16 protein-coding genes and 2 pseudogenes are annotated in these 19,330 nt (G+C 33.2%); 7 read left to right on the top strand and 11 right to left on the bottom strand.

Going from position 1 to position 19,330, the window contains the following annotated elements; all coding sequences use genetic code 11:
• Together A9G41_RS02755 and A9G41_RS14180 are read left to right on the top strand one after the other, a co-directional pair.
• A pseudogene (locus A9G41_RS02755) lies at positions 1 to 1,516 on the top strand (hypothetical protein); the annotation flags it as partial.
• 525 nt (positions 1,517 to 2,041) lie between these two features.
• Positions 2,042 to 2,188, top strand: a complete 147-nt coding sequence (locus A9G41_RS14180) for a hypothetical protein (protein ID WP_179854671.1) — start codon at positions 2,042 to 2,044, stop codon at positions 2,186 to 2,188.
• 218 nt (positions 2,189 to 2,406) lie between these two features.
• Here A9G41_RS14180 and A9G41_RS02750 read toward each other — a convergent pair.
• Positions 2,407 to 2,887, bottom strand: a pseudogene (locus A9G41_RS02750) (helix-turn-helix domain-containing protein); the annotation flags it as partial.
• A gap of 387 nt (positions 2,888 to 3,274) precedes the next feature.
• Here A9G41_RS02750 and A9G41_RS02745 point away from each other — a divergent pair.
• The 5 genes from A9G41_RS02745 to A9G41_RS02725 all read left to right on the top strand — a co-directional run bounded on the left by A9G41_RS02745 (position 3,275) and on the right by A9G41_RS02725 (position 6,872).
• The gene (locus tag A9G41_RS02745) at positions 3,275 to 3,529 is read left to right on the top strand and encodes a hypothetical protein (RefSeq protein WP_065583398.1); all 255 of its coding nucleotides are present in this window, start codon (positions 3,275 to 3,277) and stop codon (positions 3,527 to 3,529) included.
• Positions 3,530 to 4,115: 586 nt separating this feature from the next.
• A complete protein-coding gene (locus A9G41_RS02740) occupies positions 4,116 to 4,511 on the top strand; it encodes a DUF1161 domain-containing protein (protein WP_075539311.1) in 396 nt (131 codons plus the stop codon).
• Between the two features lie 130 nt (positions 4,512 to 4,641).
• Entirely contained in the window at positions 4,642 to 5,310 is a 669-nt protein-coding gene (locus A9G41_RS02735) for an SMI1/KNR4 family protein (RefSeq protein WP_065583396.1), read from the top strand.
• Positions 5,311 to 5,447: 137 nt separating this feature from the next.
• Entirely contained in the window at positions 5,448 to 5,801 is a 354-nt protein-coding gene (locus A9G41_RS02730) for a hypothetical protein (RefSeq protein WP_065583395.1), read from the top strand.
• A 771-nt stretch (positions 5,802 to 6,572) separates the two neighbouring features.
• On the top strand, positions 6,573 to 6,872 hold the full coding sequence (locus A9G41_RS02725; RefSeq protein ID WP_065583394.1) for a hypothetical protein: 300 nt from the start codon (positions 6,573 to 6,575) through the stop codon (positions 6,870 to 6,872).
• A gap of 449 nt (positions 6,873 to 7,321) precedes the next feature.
• Here A9G41_RS02725 and A9G41_RS14175 read toward each other — a convergent pair whose 3' ends face one another.
• From A9G41_RS14175 to A9G41_RS02680, 10 genes are all read right to left on the bottom strand, one after another.
• Positions 7,322 to 7,486 (bottom strand): hypothetical protein, encoded by a 165-nt coding sequence (locus tag A9G41_RS14175; RefSeq protein ID WP_176700505.1) that lies wholly within the window; start codon positions 7,484 to 7,486, stop codon positions 7,322 to 7,324.
• A gap of 39 nt (positions 7,487 to 7,525) precedes the next feature.
• Positions 7,526 to 8,647, bottom strand: a complete 1,122-nt coding sequence (locus A9G41_RS02720; protein WP_065583393.1) for a hypothetical protein — start codon at positions 8,645 to 8,647, stop codon at positions 7,526 to 7,528.
• Positions 8,648 to 8,924: 277 nt separating this feature from the next.
• On the bottom strand, positions 8,925 to 9,464 hold the full coding sequence (locus A9G41_RS02715) for a methylated-DNA--[protein]-cysteine S-methyltransferase (protein ID WP_065653239.1): 540 nt from the start codon (positions 9,462 to 9,464) through the stop codon (positions 8,925 to 8,927).
• Between the two features lie 142 nt (positions 9,465 to 9,606).
• On the bottom strand, positions 9,607 to 10,371 hold the full coding sequence (locus A9G41_RS02710) for a histidine phosphatase family protein (protein WP_075539312.1): 765 nt from the start codon (positions 10,369 to 10,371) through the stop codon (positions 9,607 to 9,609).
• Between the two features lie 13 nt (positions 10,372 to 10,384).
• Positions 10,385 to 11,713 carry an OprD family outer membrane porin gene (locus tag A9G41_RS02705; protein ID WP_075539310.1) on the bottom strand — a complete coding sequence of 443 codons (1,329 nt, stop codon included), beginning with the start codon at positions 11,711 to 11,713 and terminating at the stop codon, positions 10,385 to 10,387.
• A gap of 277 nt (positions 11,714 to 11,990) precedes the next feature.
• Positions 11,991 to 13,385 carry a glycoside hydrolase family 1 protein gene (locus tag A9G41_RS02700; protein WP_075539309.1) on the bottom strand — a complete coding sequence of 465 codons (1,395 nt, stop codon included), beginning with the start codon at positions 13,383 to 13,385 and terminating at the stop codon, positions 11,991 to 11,993.
• Positions 13,386 to 13,387: 2 nt separating this feature from the next.
• The gene (locus tag A9G41_RS02695; protein WP_075539308.1) at positions 13,388 to 15,283 is read right to left on the bottom strand and encodes a beta-glucoside-specific PTS transporter subunit IIABC; all 1,896 of its coding nucleotides are present in this window, start codon (positions 15,281 to 15,283) and stop codon (positions 13,388 to 13,390) included.
• Positions 15,284 to 15,474: 191 nt separating this feature from the next.
• Positions 15,475 to 16,317: a BglG family transcription antiterminator LicT gene (gene licT, locus A9G41_RS02690; protein ID WP_065583388.1), complete on the bottom strand. Its 843-nt coding sequence runs from the start codon at positions 16,315 to 16,317 to the stop codon at positions 15,475 to 15,477.
• Between the two features lie 187 nt (positions 16,318 to 16,504).
• Positions 16,505 to 18,379, bottom strand: coding sequence for a molecular chaperone HtpG (htpG, locus tag A9G41_RS02685; protein ID WP_075539307.1), 1,875 nt, complete (start codon positions 18,377 to 18,379; stop codon positions 16,505 to 16,507).
• 253 nt (positions 18,380 to 18,632) lie between these two features.
• A partial coding sequence (locus tag A9G41_RS02680; protein WP_257005120.1) for a transposase occupies positions 18,633 to 19,330 on the bottom strand: 698 nt, incomplete at its 5' end.

Raw genomic sequence — 19,330 nt, 5'->3', positions numbered from 1 at the left:
GACACCAGACACCAGACACCAGACATGGCAAACCTATGTCTTAAATTTATCAAATAACTACGTTAGACGAGTTTTTACACTTGCCTCATTTTTATCATCGAAATTATCCATAGAATTATTTACAAAAATCCCGTTGGTATTAGGACCATTGTTGTTATTGTCGTATTCGCCCAATTCGCAGGCATTAACGGTGCATACTAGTAATGTTATACAAGGTAGTGCACCATATTTAACATTTGATGGTGGTAAAACTAAAGTGATCACAACCGAGGATTTATTGAATATCACTCTATCGGATGGAACAATAGTTACTCCATCAACCAATACATCAAGCGTAACAAATCCAATAACTTTACCTAAAGGAAGTACTTTAAGCGATATTCACATGTTGATTCCCTCATCAGTTGATTCAGTCAGTTTAAATGATATAGTGAACACTTATCATTATTGGGGCGATGATGATGGTGATGGTCAGGGAGTAAATGGCGTAACCGCAAAAGGAAATCTATCTGCTTATTTTTTCGATAAAAATGGTAATGCTGTTAGTCGTAATGATATTTTAGATATTTGTAAAGCACCTTATAAGGTGATGTTAAGTAGTACAGCGGGATTTTTAAAAACACAGTACGGTGTACCAGATACAAATTATTTCCACCGTCAATCGGTGGAGTACTACATCAGCCCAAATTTACCTCCTAAAATCTGTTATGTAAGACCCAATCTAACCTATGGTACAGGTGATTACGCTGGTCCACCTAATATTTGGAATCCAACTAAAGGATTTCTAGTTCAATCAACTAATCCAACATTTTACGAATTAAATTTTCCGACAACAGGTGCAGATGGCTTGTACTTTGATTTAGACATAGGAGGAGGTCGCCAGTTGACTTGGGCTTCTGTTACGCATGGGGGAATAACAGCTACTGTAACAAGGACATTACCAAATGCAAGCGATGATTGGATATCCAATCATTCAGTAGAGGTAATACGCGTTACGCTAACGGGTCCTAGGGCAAGTGATAACCAAAAAAGCTCAGATTCCCCAAGTCCACTTAGCAAGCCAACCTTGCCTCAAACATTTGAGTTAGTGGGGAGAGATAGTCAAGGTAGTGTGGTCGTTAAGTATGGGTTTGAGTTGAAGCAGTGGTTCGTTAATCGTGGATCTCGATCTAATGACGCTTCTAATCAAGCCTCTTGGTGTAGTCATTTAGGTTATCGTTTTCCACAGGTAAGGGATTTAACTAATGCGGTTTGTTCGGGTAAGTGGTCAGGTCACTGGTGTCAAGGTTCTGTCGGCGCCATACCATCATCATCTGGTAATCATTATCAGCGTCGAATTGGCGCAGGCTTTTTTACTGAGTGGGGCGACATGCTTCATTATACCAATGCGGACTTTGTCGACCGTAACTACTGGACTAGTGATATAGGCAATAATTATTTATTCGGTGTTGACTCGGACGACGGTGATGTGCTTGGTCTGAGAGCTAGTAGGAACGTGCTTTGTGCTGCTAATTAACCATTATGGTTTAGTCCTTAAATGCTAGGGGGAATTATATTTTCAATAGTTGGCAATTTATTAAAAGAGTAAACTTCAATGATTATTTTTATTCATTATGGTTTCGAACGCTTTAGGCTTTTGGTTAAATGAGTTAAATAAATAGCTTTAATAGCAATGTATGAGCTAAGAAAATAGAGCGATTTTCTTAGCAATTTTTTGCTTTAGCTGGGATAAAATGGTCTCTTTGCTATCCTGTTGCAGTTGTCAGCACTTTGTAATGGTGGAAAAACTCCAAAAAACATCACAATAAAAACATAAATTAAACTATAAGTACTTGATTTTATAAAAATTATTAAATCAAAAAAACTAAATAAAATCAATGCTCTACCTGAACGATTTTATGGGGGAATATCAACTCTCATAATATCGAAAATCTAGGCAAACGAGTCGTTATCTAGACCGTCATTTAGTCTGTAATACATTAAAGCAAGCTTTGTTTCGGCGTTACTTTCTTAAAAATATGCTCGTTCGCAGTGACCGAGGATGCTAACCAACAAAGCACTATTTGAATATATTGAAATCTATTATTATTGTATGCGTGGTCGTTCAGCTAAGGACTGGGTATTGCCAGAACAATATGAACAGCACAATATTACCAAAACAAAAAATGATAGCTGGGGCAACGTATAATATTTTGGTAAGGGTTGTGTTAGTGCTTTTTATGGTGATGTGACATAAAAAGCAAATATTTAGCGATTCAAAAAGATAGAAAACGCAAGTTTGAACTATTTTTTAGCTTTTATCATATGGCCAATATGTAGAATTTTGACACCATATTAAATATGGTGTGTAGTAGCTCAAACTTAATCTGACAAACACTAACTACTCATCGGAATTTATTTTAACAAATGTTGCGCTTCTATTTCACCATGGCTTAACGTGATAATTTAGCTTTTTCTAGTGCTCGCAATTGGTTTTCTGTCAATACATAACCTTCTTGTGTCGCTTTGGTTTCTAAGGCGATTAGGTGCTTTTTAAAACTTGCTAAATCGTGACGTAGCCAAATTGAACGTGCACCACTGCCTGAAAATAATATCCCTTGTTGACGGAATTGATTGGACCCTGATGTTGGCCATAAGCAGGATATTCATAGGCCATATTGACAACAGCTTGTTCAATATGTGGCTCTACCCGATTTTTTTCGATAGGTTTTTTACGACTGATTTCTTGAAGAGCAAGCTCTCTTTCTTGGTCATACAGTTTTTTAAAGCGATAATAACTATCTTGACTATATCCCATGACTTTATAGGCTTGTTGAACGTTACCAAGTTGCTTGTCTAATTCTAAAAGTGCTAATTTTGGTTTGATGATTTTTGCTGTTTGATTTATTTCTGACTCTACTTTTTGTGTTATAAAATAATTCAAGCGTCAGATTAAATAAAGACTATTACAATTTAGGTGATAAATATTTAAATATGACTGGTGAAAAAGGCCTTTCTGCTAAAAATTTAATCGCGCTTTTAAAGAATCCAGATGGAATTCAACCCCATCTTCAAATACACGAAAAGAGTGGCAAAATTATACATATCTTTTTCCAATGGGATCCATAAATATAGGAGTGCATATAATGCACAAAGACAATCTCACCCATCTTTTATAAGGAGATGTTTTATTTAATTAATTGATTTATAATGATAAAGCGCTTGGATTTTGGCTTGAGATTAGCTTGCAAATTCAGGTTGATCCTTCATTTACTTTGTAAAGGGGTGATTCGTAATGGATTGGGATGCAAATTTTTTGCCTGAATATAAAAAGAAGATATGTGAAAAATCGGAAGCTAAATTTAAAGTCCGTCAGAATTCTTTTTTAATGGAAGATATTGAAAATGGATTTGATCCTTGCTACGAATGGGTTGGCGAATTTAAATATATCAATTCAATCGATGATTTATTTAGTTACTTAGCAAAAAATAATTTGAATTTGGATGAGATTTTGAGCTATCCACATGGGATGAATGATTATTCATTGTAAAATTTATGCTTATGTAATTTATGATAAACCAATCACATATCATTATGATAAAGCAAATAACAATGAAAAACTATTTGTATACTCAGTATTAAATTTATAGCGTGATATAAAAGATTAATGATTTAATTTGTTACATTATATTAAACCATAATTTATTACTTATCATTAAGCGATCATCATTATAAAAATCCTTACTTGAAAACAGCGAGGATTTTCTACTTTTGGCCGTGTTATTTTAGGGGGATAGTTACATTAGCACAAATACCCTCATACCGTTGATGGTATTTACTCAGATAATGGCGCTGAATACAAATAACAGTTGAGTATACTTTTATTAAACTTTACCAAGCAAATAAAATCAATCAAAATTGAATTTTATTTTAACCAGAATGTGTAAATAACATAGGAAAATCCAGCAGATGAAATCTTTTTAAATAAGATTAATAAAATATAAGATTTTTTAGATTTATTCTGGTCAACTAGGCTTTTGCTAGAAAATAATTGAATAAAAATATACAGTTTATCTATTTATCTAATAGGTTATAATACCCATACTAATCAAACTACATAGAAAGGAATGAAAGGAATGAAAAAAATAATTGGTATATTTTTACTTGGATTGCCTATGTTGTCTTTAGCATCAAATTGTGATGAAGTGAGTGGCAAAATTGCTGAAAAAATTAAAAACAACGGTGTTGATCAGGCTAAATTTCAATTGAAACTCGTGCCAACCGATCAATCGCAACAACAGCATGAAGGAAAGCTCGTTGGATTTTGTGATAATGGACAAAAGAATATCTTCTATGTACGTTTAGATGGTGTATCAACAAAATCCTCTAAATCTACAAATAAAAAGGTAAATAATAAATCGACAAAAACAAAAGTAAAAGTAACAGACCAAAATGTTGAACTACCTGAGTTAAAAATAGATACGTCAGTACCAAGCCCAAAAACACAAACAATACCTGTCATAGTAAAGTAATAGCAAAATATATATAGTGCAAATTAATTTTAATGTGCATTAAATGATATTTTATTGGTACAAATCATATTATCACTTTTAACATGTAGGCGTGCCAGTCTTTATATTAAGCAGTATTTCAGGAGTTAGAGTGTTTAAATCAAAATATAGTGTTCCTAAAAATATAGATAAACGCATTTCAGCGTTAAAATTAAAAACACCTTCAAGCAATGCTTATATTGATTTTTTGAAAAAATATAATGTTGTTGTTTTTGATAATGAAGCCAATATTGACTACTGTATTGATTGTGAGGGCGAATCATTGCCCTTAGAGGTCATTTTGGGTTTTTCAAAGGAAGATAGAGAAGATTTATTAGCTACCAACGATGTCTATTTAAATAGGATACCTGAGGATTATTTTGCCGTAGCAACGCTTAATTACGGCGATTTGCTTTGCTTAAGCCCAAATGGCGAAGTTTATTATTGGGATCATGAAGTGAATGATCTTTATTTTGATATGTCTGTAAAAGGCGGTTATCTAGAACAAAATACTAATCTGAAGTTTGTTACAAATTCGTTTGATACCTTTTTATCAATGATTATTAAAAGTGAAGCCGAGGACGATTATGATCCTGATGAAGATGAATATAATAATCCTAACATTCCTTTTCCTGATGAAACATTAGGCTTTTGGTTGGTATATCCTAAAGTTTTTTGGGGTTTACCAAAAAACATGATTGCTAGTTATCTTAAAAAACTAGAGCTTTCTGACAAAGGGCGCAAAGTGCTTGCTAAATTTAAAGAAGATGGGCTTTTGTGATAATTGTTAAATTTATTAGCTTGATCTTGCCTAAAATGGCGAATTAATCACTTAGAAATAGCACATATCCCCTTAACAAAGTTAGTTGAGTTTGTGGTTTTTTTACATGGCTTTCTAAGATATATGATGAGTGATAAATGAAAAAATCATACTTTGTAACATACGGTAGTGATAAATCTAAAGAAGAAATAAGTGAATTTTTGAATAGTCAATTAGATATAACTTTCTGTGAACATGATAGTTTTTATTTTGGCGTGTACTTTTCTTACTCTGGAGCTTATGCGGATAAATTGACTATTAAAGATAATTATATTTCACTATCCAATGAGTGGTTGAATGAAGAATATAAACAGTTCAATACACTGATTGAAGCTTCTTTTATCAATGGAAAAAATGTTGATAAGCTAGATAAATATAACACATTAAAAAAGCAATTTAATCAATTCAGTGTGCTATCGATTATTAATGATAAATGCATTGAGGAGGATTAATTGCTACTAAATATAGTGAAAATATCAAACCTAAATTAGGTAAATGCTGGGAATTAAGTCTCTATTCAGATAAATATTAATACGCAAGTTTACGTAATGCTTGCCTAAAATGGTACAGCTAAAAGTAGAATATCTTTAATGGTAGAAATAATAGCGGATTTAGTTGTGAAAAAATGACAGAACACCAAATTATATCCATATTAAAAGAAGTCCAAGTAACGATTTTTGTTAAAGCATTGAAAATCTAGATGGCTAGTTATATAAGGATCATACAAGAGTCGTTTTTGATAATTGTCATATTTTGTTGATTTTGTATGCCTGATATGTTTACTACCAAGGTTAACAATATCATTTTATCCATTATGTAAATTAGCTATACCTAAATCTTTTTCCATTTACTCATCAATTTTACGTTAAAGATTTTATTTATTTCTTTTGGGATTTATATTTTTATAAAAAATATTCAGTATTCTATACCGTTTGAGTGCGAAACTAATTGATTACATCAAATTTGATGTTAATAATCTCAATCAAGCAAGAAGCATAACCGAAGAATGGCGAATCATTTATAATACCTAAATGTCTTGTAAGGGTTTAGATAGTATGACATCTTTATCATGAAAAAATATTAATTTATGCAATTTGCTAGTGTAATAGATGTTGATAATAGAGAGATTAAAATCGTATTACCAAAATGAAAATTACTTTAAAAAATAGAATAGACAAGCGTTTAGTTGAGTTTGAATCTGACTTAGGTTATGGCGTTGCTATTTGGGGGAAAATAAACCATTATTAAACGTGGCTTATCATGTTGAATTAGATATTAACGATTTTTTTCAATGGAGTAGAAATATAACACTTGGCAAAAAACATGAAGCTTACATCAATTTGATTGATAACAACATCGTGTTTAATGCAAAAGTAATATCTTGTGAAGATAAAGGGGTTTTAGTTTTGTCAGTTGCAAATGATATTGTTTTTATAGAAACATCTGACACATGTGAAGTTGGCGCTTATGTCTCATTTTTTACTACGCCTGATAAAGTGATATTACATCCAATAGAACTGTAATATTTAAATAACTATGCAAGTGAGTTTGGCTTATCCATTTTGCTTGCTTCATCTTATTCGTCATTGCGAACTTTGGTCAGCGTAATAAACCAAAGTTTATTAACAGAATTTAAAATCAATAGATTAGGTAATATGTTAATGGTTGGTTAACGAATTTTAAATTTAAAAAATCTCCACTGTTAATGTGTTTGATATCAATACTGGCGGTAAATTAGTATTTTGATAAATTAGCGTGCTTCCACTGTAGAAAAGTATTTAAATTTGTCCTATATCATCTATATGGTTTACTGTATACTTTGGTAATGATTGAATGATATTAGAGGATAACAAATCATTAAAATTGGTTTTCATTATTCCATTTTTATCATCAATAGCTATATCACTCAAGGCTTGTTTATCCTCTGATAAGTTAAGTAGTTCGTAGTTGTTATCCCCTTTTTGGGATATGCCTATTTCGATATCAAAATCCCTATTTTAGCCGTGTATAAAATTGCTGGTTTCATTGTTTCTATTTGGCAATGATGAAGAAAAGCCTCTCTTTTTAAACAAGGTAAGCTTTTTAAAAAACCGCCATTATTAATGATATCAATAAGATCAATATGTAATGTTTTCATCTTTATAATATATCTTACACTAAGTTGTAGCCATTTAAATTAATCATCATCATATACATAGCCATCAATCATTTTACCTTTATACCATACCATATTTTTATAGAGTATATTATCCTCATCAATGTAGTGGGGATTATCAAAATGAATATTATTTCTTTTTAGCAAACAATTATTATATTCATTGTCATTGCATTGTCTGTCTTGGTTGGTATCAATATTTTTTAACTGACAGCTGTTTTTCATATGGATATATTGGTGTTTTTTATAATGGTAGATACTTTGTATTGTTGTCAAAATCTTTTGTTGTTTTTCATTATAATCGTAACAATCTTTTTGACCCGTAGCTGTGTTATCTTTTGAGTTAAAATAGATATTACTGCCCCATAAGTTTGTTGCAACAAATTTACCATTGACATTAATATAGTAATCTTCGTTGTCTCCTAATCTAGACTGTGAAGGATATTTTTTAATGGCTAAATCAAGTTGACCATCAAAATTGATATCTTTTAACTCAATACTGTTAAAGTAATTGTAGCTATAATTTAAATTTCTTATTTTTTGTAGTAATTGATGGTTATTTTTGGCATAAATATTAATACCAACCAGTCTAATTTTTTCTTGTTTTTTTTTCGATAATACCGCAGTAAAATAGGCTTTATCAGATGAATCAGATTGTAATAATTCTAAATGATTAAATTCATCCTCTTTTTTATTACTTATTTCAAATTGCTTTTGTAAAGTTACCGTATATTGTTGGTTTTTCTTGCCATCAAACCAATAACCCATCAAATTCTGGTTAAAAATTTTTGGCGCCTTGTTCTGTTCTGCCCATATATGATTAAATTTAAAATAACTGATTGAGTCTTTAAACTTTATTTGGTTAGTATTGTTATCGATATAAATATCGGTATCATCATAAAGCGTTAAATCAGTTTGCTTGCTTACATTATCGCATGAGCTAATAAACTTACAATCAGAGGATAATGGGTGTTGTATTTGTTTATGATCATCTTTATCAACCCAAAAAGCATTGATAAAATTGCTGTCTGAATATAACGTTATTTCTTTATTGGCAATATGGCCTTTGTAAACATAGGTTGAACCTAATACAGGAGAAGAGAGTATTAAAAGTAAAACAAGTGGTATATTTTTAATTTTCATTATTCCCTATCCGTAGGTATTATTTTAAATTTGAGTGGGTTAAATAATTAATTTCTATAGCTAAGATCATTATTTAATCGCTTTAATTAGTCATGTTTACGAGTTTGAGTATAAACTAATTAAGTCATTTTTTTAATATCAAATGAACTCAATCTTTTAAAAAGAGTACATCGAAAAATTTATTTCATATCAAGAAACTTCAGGTAGTTTCATATCTCAGTATCAAAATAAGTGTTTTAAAAAACAATGAATATTAAGTTAGTGCAATTTTTATTCTCTAAATGGCGGTACTTTTAGTTGGAAGATGAAATTGAGAGGTATCTATACCTTCGTATTTAAGTAGGGCTATTTTTTTATCAATCCCGCCTGCATATCCTGTTAAGTTGCCATTTGCACCGATAACTCGATGGCAGGGAATAATGATTGATATGGGATTATGACCAACAGCCCCACCTACGGCTTGGCTAGACATGCTTGCTTTGTTTGTTTTAAGAGCGATCTGTTTTGCGATATCGCCATAAGTTGTGACCTTGCCATATGGAATTTCACATAAAAATTCCCATACTAGGTGTCGAAAAGGTGTGCCATTTAGTGCAAGTTCGAGTTGAGATAGATCCGGTTTCTTTCCTAAAAAATAATCATCAAGCCATTTTTTTGTTGAGTTAAAAATGGGTAAATTAGGTTTTTCTTCGGTTGGTGTGTTGAGTATATGACCAAAATATTTTTCACCTTCAATCCAAGCCCCAACTAACTTATTTTGTTGACTGGCTAGGGTTATTAGCCCTACTGGAGATGAATAATTGCATAAATAAAACATATAGGCCTTTTAGTAATATTTAATAAATACGATATTAGATTATGCTTGTTTATAGCGATAAATACTACAAATTTATCGATTAATATTATTAGCTAATAGTAAATGTGGAATATGGCTCATTGGTGAGCCATATATTTTGAAGTTATTTTGCTTGATTTTTACCTTTTTCGACGTAGCTCATATCTCCAAGGCTTTCAACAATAAATTTACCATCGTCGGTATAACGAATTTTAGTGACACTGGCGTTGCCTAATCCTGCTGTAATTGGTTTATCTAGCCATTCTTCAACCATAGCCATAATTGCCATGCCATGAGAGACCACTAAAACATTACCCCCACCTTGCGCTTTGGCTGATTCAGCAATAGTTTTTAATGATGCTTGCATACGCGTTTTTACTTTATTGTAGTCTTCGGCTTCGCCTGATTTTTCAACTGCAGCAATAGCATTCATCATTTTTTTTAGGGTAACTTTACCTTTTGCCATGTCATCCATTAGATCTTTATCAGATGCATAACCTAAATATTTTGCAGCAGGATTCCACATATTAGGATCAAGATCACCTTCATAATCACCAAAACAGGCTTCACGCAATCCTTCCATTTCATTAATTTGAATTTTGTCACCTTTAGTTTCTAAAACAATGCGGGCAGTTTGTCGTGCTCGACCTAAATCACTAGAATAAGCCGAAATAAATTTAACATCTTTTAAACCGCGTCCTAGTTGTTCGGCCACTTCAACCCCTGGTTTGGTTAGTGGCGTATCAGACCAGCCTTGAGCACGATGTACGTTATTAAACATAGTTTTACCATGGCGAGTGACATAGAGATATACATCATCAGCAAAAGCTTGTGATAAGGTTGTTATTGAAATAATTAATGTGCTAATTAATATAATAAATTTTTTCATTGTTTTGTCCTCTTTATAATAAATTAAATCGGTAATCAATTACCGTTTCCGCCGAAAGTGAAGGTGAACGTTGGTATTTTCCGTGTCTAAGTTTAGGTGTAAGGTCTGAGGCACTGACTGTTTTATAAGACCAACCATATCCGACCTTTGATAAAATAGAAAAATTTTTAAAAGCGCCACTAGTTGGTTTCCATATATCAAAAACGTTAACTTCGCCATTTTTTAATGTATTATGTTTGTAGTTAAATTGGCCATAATTCATATATAAACCTGTACTATTATCTTTAACAAAATCGTAACTCATTACGGTGGTTAGTACGAGCTCTCCGTCTCGCATATAATCTGCGCCTGCAGCCGCAAGACCATTAAAACGCGCCCGCGTATTTTTACCTAAATGTCGATTATAATGGCCTAGAGCATTGTGTTTATTGGCATCGGTATAAGCCAATCCAACTTTGACACTCCAATCTTGCTCTTTCCATTCAACATCAGTTGCATAATGCCAAGCATGATCTTCAAACTCTTTTTTGTTTTGTTTCATAGCATCATAATTATCGAGTGCATAGCTACCATAGAATTGCCCACCTAAAATGAGTTTTTGTATTGGCTTATAGGATAATTCAATTGCATGGCGTCTTAGGTAATCTTTGGCAACGCCATAAGAATAATCTAAAGTGATATTTTTATCTTTGTAAGCAATTTCTGCTGTGGAAATATTATTAATGACTTTTTTACGGTCATTGGTTAAAAAATGTAATTTTTTAGATGATTCTCGTGGTAGGGTGCTATTTATATAAGCTAATGAAAAGTAAATATTATCATATTTAAAAATACCACTATAACCAAGATAACTATTCCGAGTCAGGTGCTGAGTTGAACTAATTACACCTAAATCTTTCAGACTATGCCAACCCGCTTTACCATTGAAATTAATGGCGTCATTGCCCAGTTTAACTTTTGCATAACGTTGGGTAAATTTATTAAAGCCGTGGGCATGGTGTTTGTTATAGCTTTTACCATCATTATACAGTAAATTACGGGTCACAAAATAATCGCTCGCACCTAACTTAATTATATTGCTATATGTTACATCAAAACCAATTATATCAAGTAAATAGCCTGATTTATAATCAAAAGTAAATGCTTGCCCCCAAGCACTATGAACTTCTTTTGGTTGGGCGGCATTTTCTTTTAAATACTTCCAGTGATTACGAGTTGAAAAATCAAATTTAGAATCTTTAAAAAATGCATTATCTAAGATTGAGCTATTGATGGTTTCATTTGCAAATATAGAACAACTTGATATCCCTATTAACATCATTATTAGATATTTTATTTTCATTGTTATTTTTCCTAACTTATTTTTATATTTAAAAAAAACTAAATGTTAAATCGGAGAACAATGCTCTAATTAATATTTAGGTTTTGCTTGCTAAAAGCAGTAACAATCCAATATGTTAAAGTTGAATTTTTTATTAATGTCGTTTTATAGTAATTATGATTAATAATATATTTTTATTTTTCTATTAGGCTAATTGTTTGTCTAGCTACATATTGCGATATTGTTATTGGGAAAAAATAGGGAATTGATATGGACAATTCCCCCTCTTTAAATTACCTTATTTTTTTAAATTTTCACCTTTCGATGCAATTACTGATTGATACCAATAGAAGCTTTTCTTTTTATAGCGATTTAGTGTTCCTGAGCCATCTTGGTTTAAATCTACATAGATAAACCCATAACGTTTAGTCACTTCTGCTTTCGATGCACTGATAAGATCTATTGGTCCCCAGCTAGTGTATCCCATCACTTCAACACCATCATTAATGGCTTCTCGAATTTGCACTAAATGATCATTCATATAATTTATTCGATAATCATCATTGATAGTGCCATCAGCTTCTAATTTATCTTTAGCGCCTAAACCATTTTCGACAATAAATAATGGTTTTTGATAACGTTCATAAAGTAAATTAAGCAAGTAACGAATTCCAACAGGATCGATTTGCCATCCCCATTCTGATGCTTTAAGGTAAGGATTAGGAACCATGTCTAAAATGTTACCTTTAGTTTTTTGTGATTCATCTGAAGTTGCACAGCAACTCATGTAATAGCTAAATGAAACAAAATCGACCGTTTCTTGCAGATCTTCTTTATCTTGCTCGGTAATATCAAGGTGGATGCTGTTTTCTTTAAAAAAGCGATTCATATAAGTTGGGTAATAGCCACGCACTTGCACATCGCCAAAGAATAGCCAACCATGATTTTCCTGATGAGTAGCCCACACATCTTCTGGTTTTGGCGTAAGCGGATAAGCAACAGCACCTAATAACATATTGCCAATTTTGGCATCAGGGATCATTTGATGACAAAGTTTAACCGCTCGGCTACTGGCAACTAATTGATGATGAATCGCTTGGTAGATTTGTTGTTTGGTGCTGTTTCTATCCAAGCCTACACCCGTAAACGGTTCATGCAATGACATATTGATTTCATTGAAAGTTAACCAATATTTAACTTTATCTTTATAACGTGCAAAAACGGTTTTAGCATAACGAGTAAAAAATTCGATCACTTTACGATTGCCCCAACCGCCATATTGAGTGACAAGATAATAGGGCATTTCATAATGTGATAAAGTGACTAATGGCGTGATGTTGTGCTTTGCCATTTCATCAAATAATTTATCATAAAAGGCTAGCCCAGCTTCATTGGGTTGTTCTTCGTCTCCATTCGGAAATATGCGTGTCCAAGCAATTGATGTGCGTAAACATGTAAATCCCATTTCAGCAAATAGGGCAATATCTTCTGGGTAACGATGATAAAAATCGATAGCGTTGTCTTTTATACTGGAAATCTTGGTTTCATTGCGATTGATAATATCACCAAACAAACCATTGGGTGTGCAATCTGATGTTGATAAGCCTTTACCTTTTTCACGATAAGCGCCTTCAACCTGATTGGCGGCAATGGCACCTCCCCAAAGAAAATTATTAGGAAATTGTGTTGACATTTTTACTCCTTATTTTGGGATAACGCTAATAAAGCCTCTCCACTTTGTATATTTTCATGTTTAAAAATACGTTGTATATCTTGATAACTATCACTGTTAGTAATAATAATTGGTGTGGTGACTTCGAAACCAGCTTGTTTAATGGCTTCTATATCAAAGCTCACTAATAAATCACCTTTTTTTACTTTACTACCAGCTTCGATGTGTGCTTGGAAATGTTGCCCATCTAATTTTACGGTATCAATACCAATATGGATTAATAGTTCGGCTCCAGAATCTGTTTGAAAACCAATGGCGTGTTTAGTTCTAAAAAGTGAAACGACTTCACCATCGTCAGGCGCTACTGCTTGACCGACTGTTGGAATGATTGCGACACCTTTACCCATTAATTCACTAGCAAAAGTTGGGTCATTTACTTCTTTTAAATCAATTAGTTTTCCTGTCATTGGGCTTGAAATAGCAACGATGGCTTGTTTAACTTCATTAACTTTGTTATTTGCTTCATTGCTTTGTGCTGGCTGTGCATCGTCTGCTTTTTTATCTTTTGGAATACCAAATAGATAAGTAACGATTGTGGCAATAACAAATGAGATAATCGAACCAAACAGAACTGCATAAAATTGTGCGCCAATTCCTGTTGGTGGGATTAATTGTAAGAAAGAAAAGATACTAATAAAGCTGAATGAGTAGATAACTGAATGAAAATAACCAACAATACCACCACCGATCATTGCGGAGACACAGCCGATGATAAATGGGCGTTTTAGTGGTAAGTTAACCCCATAAATTGCTGGCTCTGTTACCCCGAAAATCCCTGATAATACAGAAGAACTAGCTAACGCTCTAACTTGTTGATCTTTACTACGTAACATAACCGCCAATACAGCACCGACTTGGGCAAATACCGCAGGGAATAAGATTGGGATCATAAAATCTTCTTGCTTCAGCGAGATATTGTTCATCGAAAATGGTACTAATCCCCAATGGATGCCAAAAACAACCATTACCTGCCAAAGCCCTGCTAAAATCATGGAAGCAATGACGGAGTTAAGTTCATAAACATAGAGGATACCGCTAGCAACAATATTACTCAAAAATGACACTACTGGACCAATGGCGGCAAAAGTTAATGGCACGGTAATTATCAAACCAAATAGTGGTGAAATAAATTTTTTGAACGAATCATGCATGATCTTGTTAAAGTTACGTTCTAATAATGAATAGAACCACGCTGCTAAAATTACCGGAAAAACCGATGAAGGATAAGGAATTAATTCAATAGGAATACTGAAAAACTCGGTTTTTAATTCAAAAGCATTACCTAACATACCAACAACACTAGGATGAACTAACGCCCCACCTAATGCCATACCGACATAAGGATTACCGCCAAATTTTTTAACGGCTGAAAAACCAAGAATTATTGGTAAATAATAAAAAGGTGCATCGGCAATTGCATTTAAGAAGTTGTAAGTTGGCGTGTTAGTTGTAACAACTTCCATCATTTGTAACATCGAAATTATTCCTTTGAAAATTCCCCCAGCGACAAGTACCACTAAGGCAGGAATAAAAATGCCTGACACTAAATCAATCAGTTTTGACATTACACCTTTTTTAGTGCCTGCTGGTGTCTCCGTTGCTGGTTTTTCACTAAGGTTTGTTAGTGCCATAATATCACTAAATACATCTGCAACATTATTGCCGATAACAACCTGAAATTGCCCACCACTTTGTACAACAGTAATCACACCAACTTGTTTTTTTATTGCTTCTGCGTCTGCTTTTGATTCATCTTTTAATGCAAATCTAAGTCTAGTTGCACAGTGCACTAGGCTGATAATGTTTTCCTTACCGCCTACAAGTTCAATAATTGACTCGGCAAGTTGTTTATTTTTCATACCTTATCCTTTTTTATGCAAAAAAAAACCTAAGTCCCTCTTTAAGAGAGGTGCTCAGGTTTTGCTCACATAGCAATTCATTTTATACTATGCAATAACAATCCAAAAATGATTGACTTAAGCTAACATAATTTAGGCTGGATGAACATAGTGATTTGAAATATAATGATTAAAATGTGACTCATATCACATTATTGTTTTTTAAGTTCCATGCGCAATCGTTCGATATGTATGGTTAAATATAAACTTTCATCGTCAGTTAAAGGGTGCTGGTATTGTTGTATTAAATGTAAATCGATCTGTTTAGTACAAAGATAGGCTAGCTCATACTTTTGCCGAATTAATTCATATAAGGAGCTATCTTGTTGTGTTTGTTTGTTTTGACTTAAGATACGGTGAGCAAAAAATTTTAAATGGGTAACAAAGCGCTGATAGGACAAACAATCTTCATCATATTCAAATTTAAAATGATATTTTACGATATTAAGGATTTCACGCATGATTTTTGTCATGTTGACAATATTGGGCATGGTGCCATTTAATTGTGCATTGATGATATGAAAAGTAATAAAACCCGCTTCGTCTTCGGGTAACTCAATTGATAACCGCTTTTTTATAATTGATAAGGCGTATAAACCAATTTGAAACTCCTTAGGGTAAAATTTTTTGATCTCCCATAAAAAACCGTTGGGTATATTAAATCCTTGTTTATGGCGCTCAATGGCAAAATGGATATGATCTGTTAACGAAATATAAATGCTATCTTGCAATTTGCCATCTATACATTTTTTTGCATGATTAATGATAACTTCAGATGTCGTCAATACTTCAAAAGGGATTTCTGAAAGCAATTCTTTAAATTTTGGCAATATGACTTTATTATCTAGTGAAAACTGCTTTTCTATCTGACTAGGATCGATTAAATCGCCTTCACGCTTTTTAAACCCAATTCCACGCCCAGTGACAATTAATTCACTGCCTTTATCATCAAGTGTAACAATAACATTGTTATTTAATATTTTATAAACTTTCATTAGATATGATCAATTCCTTATGTTGGTTTATTATGAATCGTCATAAAAAAATCGAAAGAAGAAAAACAAAAAAATGTGACAAGAATCATAATATTTATTTAAATATTATGATTCTTGCGAATAAATGCGAATAAAAAAGCCTCGATAGCGCTAACTTATCGAGGCTGATATAGGCAATATTATCTGATTATTGCGCCAATAATTTATTCATGGTTTGAATAAACTTACTTGGATCACTTAACGAACCTTTTTCCGCAAGTAAAGCCTGATCAAGCAATAATTCAACCCAGTCATTAAATGCGCTTTCATCTTGCGTATCGACAATACGTTTAACCAATTTATGATCTGGATTGATTTCAAACGTATATTTGATTTCTGGCGCTTTTTGACCTGCAGCAGCAAACAATTTAGCCATTTGTGTACTCATTTCGTCAGCGGCTGTGGTGACAATTGCAGGTGTATCAGTTAACCGATGAGTTAATTTAACGTCTTTCACCTTATCGCCTAATGTGTTTTTGACTCGTTCAATAAATGGCTCAAGTTCTTTTTCAACTTGTTTTTGCTCTTCTGTATCTTGATCGGCAAGCTTTTCAATAGATTCGTCGGATTTACTGATTGATTGGAATTGTTTACCATCAAATTCCGTTAAATTGCTCATCATCCATTCATCAATGCGATCAGATAATAATAATACTTCAATACCTTTTTTGTGGAATAGCTCAAGATGAGGACTATTTTTTGCCGCACCATAGCTATCAGCGGTAATGTAATAGATCTTCTCTTGACCTTCTTGCATACGGCTAATGTAATCTTCTAGTGACACCGTTTGCACATCGCTATCGGTATGCGTTGAAGCAAAGCGAAGTAATTTAGCGATTGCATCACGGTTTGCAAAGTCTTCACCAGTACCTTCTTTTAATACTAAGCCAAATTCACTCCAAAATTGTTGATATTGTTCTTTGTCGTCTTTAGTCAGTTTTTCAAGCATTTGTAACACACGCTTAGTACATGCATTACGCAAGTTTTGTGTGATTTTGTTATCTTGCAAAATTTCACGCGATACATTTAATGGAAGATCGTTTGAATCAATTAAACCTTTTACAAAGCGTAAATAATTAGGCATAAATTGTTCGGCATCATCCATAATAAATACACGTTGTACGTAAAGCTTTAAGCCGTGTTTATTATCACGATTCCACAAATCCCAAGGCGCTTTCGCAGGAATATAAAGTAAGCTGGTATACTCTTGCTTACCTTCAACGCGATTATGACTCCAGCTTATTGGATCGGCAAAATCATGCGATAAATGTTTATAAAACTCTTTATATTCGTCATCGGTCACCTCAGATTTGCTACGAGTCCAAAGTGCTTGAGCTTTATTGACTTTTTCCCATTTCACTTCTTTGCTTTCTTCGTCAGTGGTTTGCACTTCAACAGGGAGTGAAATGTGATCAGAATATTTGCTAATAATAGAACGCAAACGCCAATCGTCTAAAAACTCTTTTTCGTCTTCTTTTAAGTGTAAAGTGATTTCGGTACCACGAGTTTCTTTATTATCATCAGAGATGGTATATTCACCTTCACCAGCAGATTCCCACATAACCGCTTCGTCAGCTTTGGCTGTGGCTGCGCGCGTTCTCACTGTAACTTTGTCAGCAACAATAAAGGCTGAATAAAATCCAACACCAAATTGACCAATGAGTTGGCTATCTTTTGCTTGATCGCTACCAATTGATTCCAAAAATGCTTTAGTACCTGATTTAGCAATAGTCCCTAAATTTTCAATCACTTCATCGCGGGTCATACCAATGCCATTATCAGCAATGGTTAATGTGCCAGCTTCTTTATTAGTAGAAATGCGCACACCCAGTTCACCATCACCAGCATATAGGTCTGGGTTTTCAAGCGCTTTAAAACGTAATTTATCGGCTGCATCAGATGCGTTTGAAATGAGTTCTCTTAAAAAAATCTCCTTATTTGAATATAAAGAGTGAATCATTAAATGTAGAATTTGTTTAACTTCAGATTGAAATCCACGAGTTTCAGTACCTTGCTTACTCATTGACTAGTTCCTCTATCATATTTAGTCATTTCAATTAATGCTAATGGCGAAAATGACTTTGTTATCAACTAACTTTTTCATTTCGCTAGCTTATTAGTTCATCGCTAGTTAGTATTAATTGAATAAATTAACATAATGGTTTGATTTATTGATGTATTGCTATATGGGAATAAAAAAATGAATTTCAATAGAAAATGTCAAATTTATTCATTAGTTGGTTGTTTTTTGTTAAACAATTTTGTTAAAAACATTTTTAATGAAAAGAAAAAAGCCTTGAATATATCAAGGCTTCAGATTGATGACAAACCTCGATATAATTTGGGTTTATTTTTTTATTTAAACCATAAATAGGCTTTTTAATTTGGATTTTATTAAATAAATTAAAAAATAGCTTAAAAAAACGTAACAAAAATAGCTTTATCGCTATTTTCTTGATATTTTGAGCCGTTGCGGCCAATAAACACTGCATTTGAACCTGCGCTCTTCCTCTAAATCGTGCATAGCGATGTCCGTGATGTTGTTTAGCATCAGCAAAGCTGCGCTCTATCGTTTCTTTTCGCCGAGCATAGACTTTTTTACCCCACTGACTTAAACGAATCTCGTTGGCTTTCTCTTTATCTGCTTCCCAGATATGCCGTGTGATGACTTTCTGTGTATTTTTACTCTGTGTACACTGTGACAATAACGGACAGATTTTGCAGGTTGTTGCATCAGAATGATAATGACGATAACCTTCCCTGCTGGTAGTTTTATATATTAATGTTTGCCCGTTTGGGCAAGTATAAGTATCGTTTTGACTGTTATAGATAAACTGCTTTTTTCTGATGGGATTCGCACCATGGGTGGGACGACGATAACCCAACACCGGATATATCTGCTCTGCCAGCAGTAAATGGCAAATGGGAGCCGTAAAATAACCCGCATCAAGGCCGACACCAACCGGATTAAAGC

The organism is Gilliamella sp. Nev5-1 (assembly GCF_001690895.1).
GTDB classification, from domain to species: Bacteria; Pseudomonadota; Gammaproteobacteria; order Enterobacterales; family Orbaceae; genus Gilliamella; species Gilliamella apicola_C.
The sequence above is the reverse complement of the archived record's forward strand: the minus strand, read 5'-3'. Positions and strand labels throughout refer to the sequence as shown.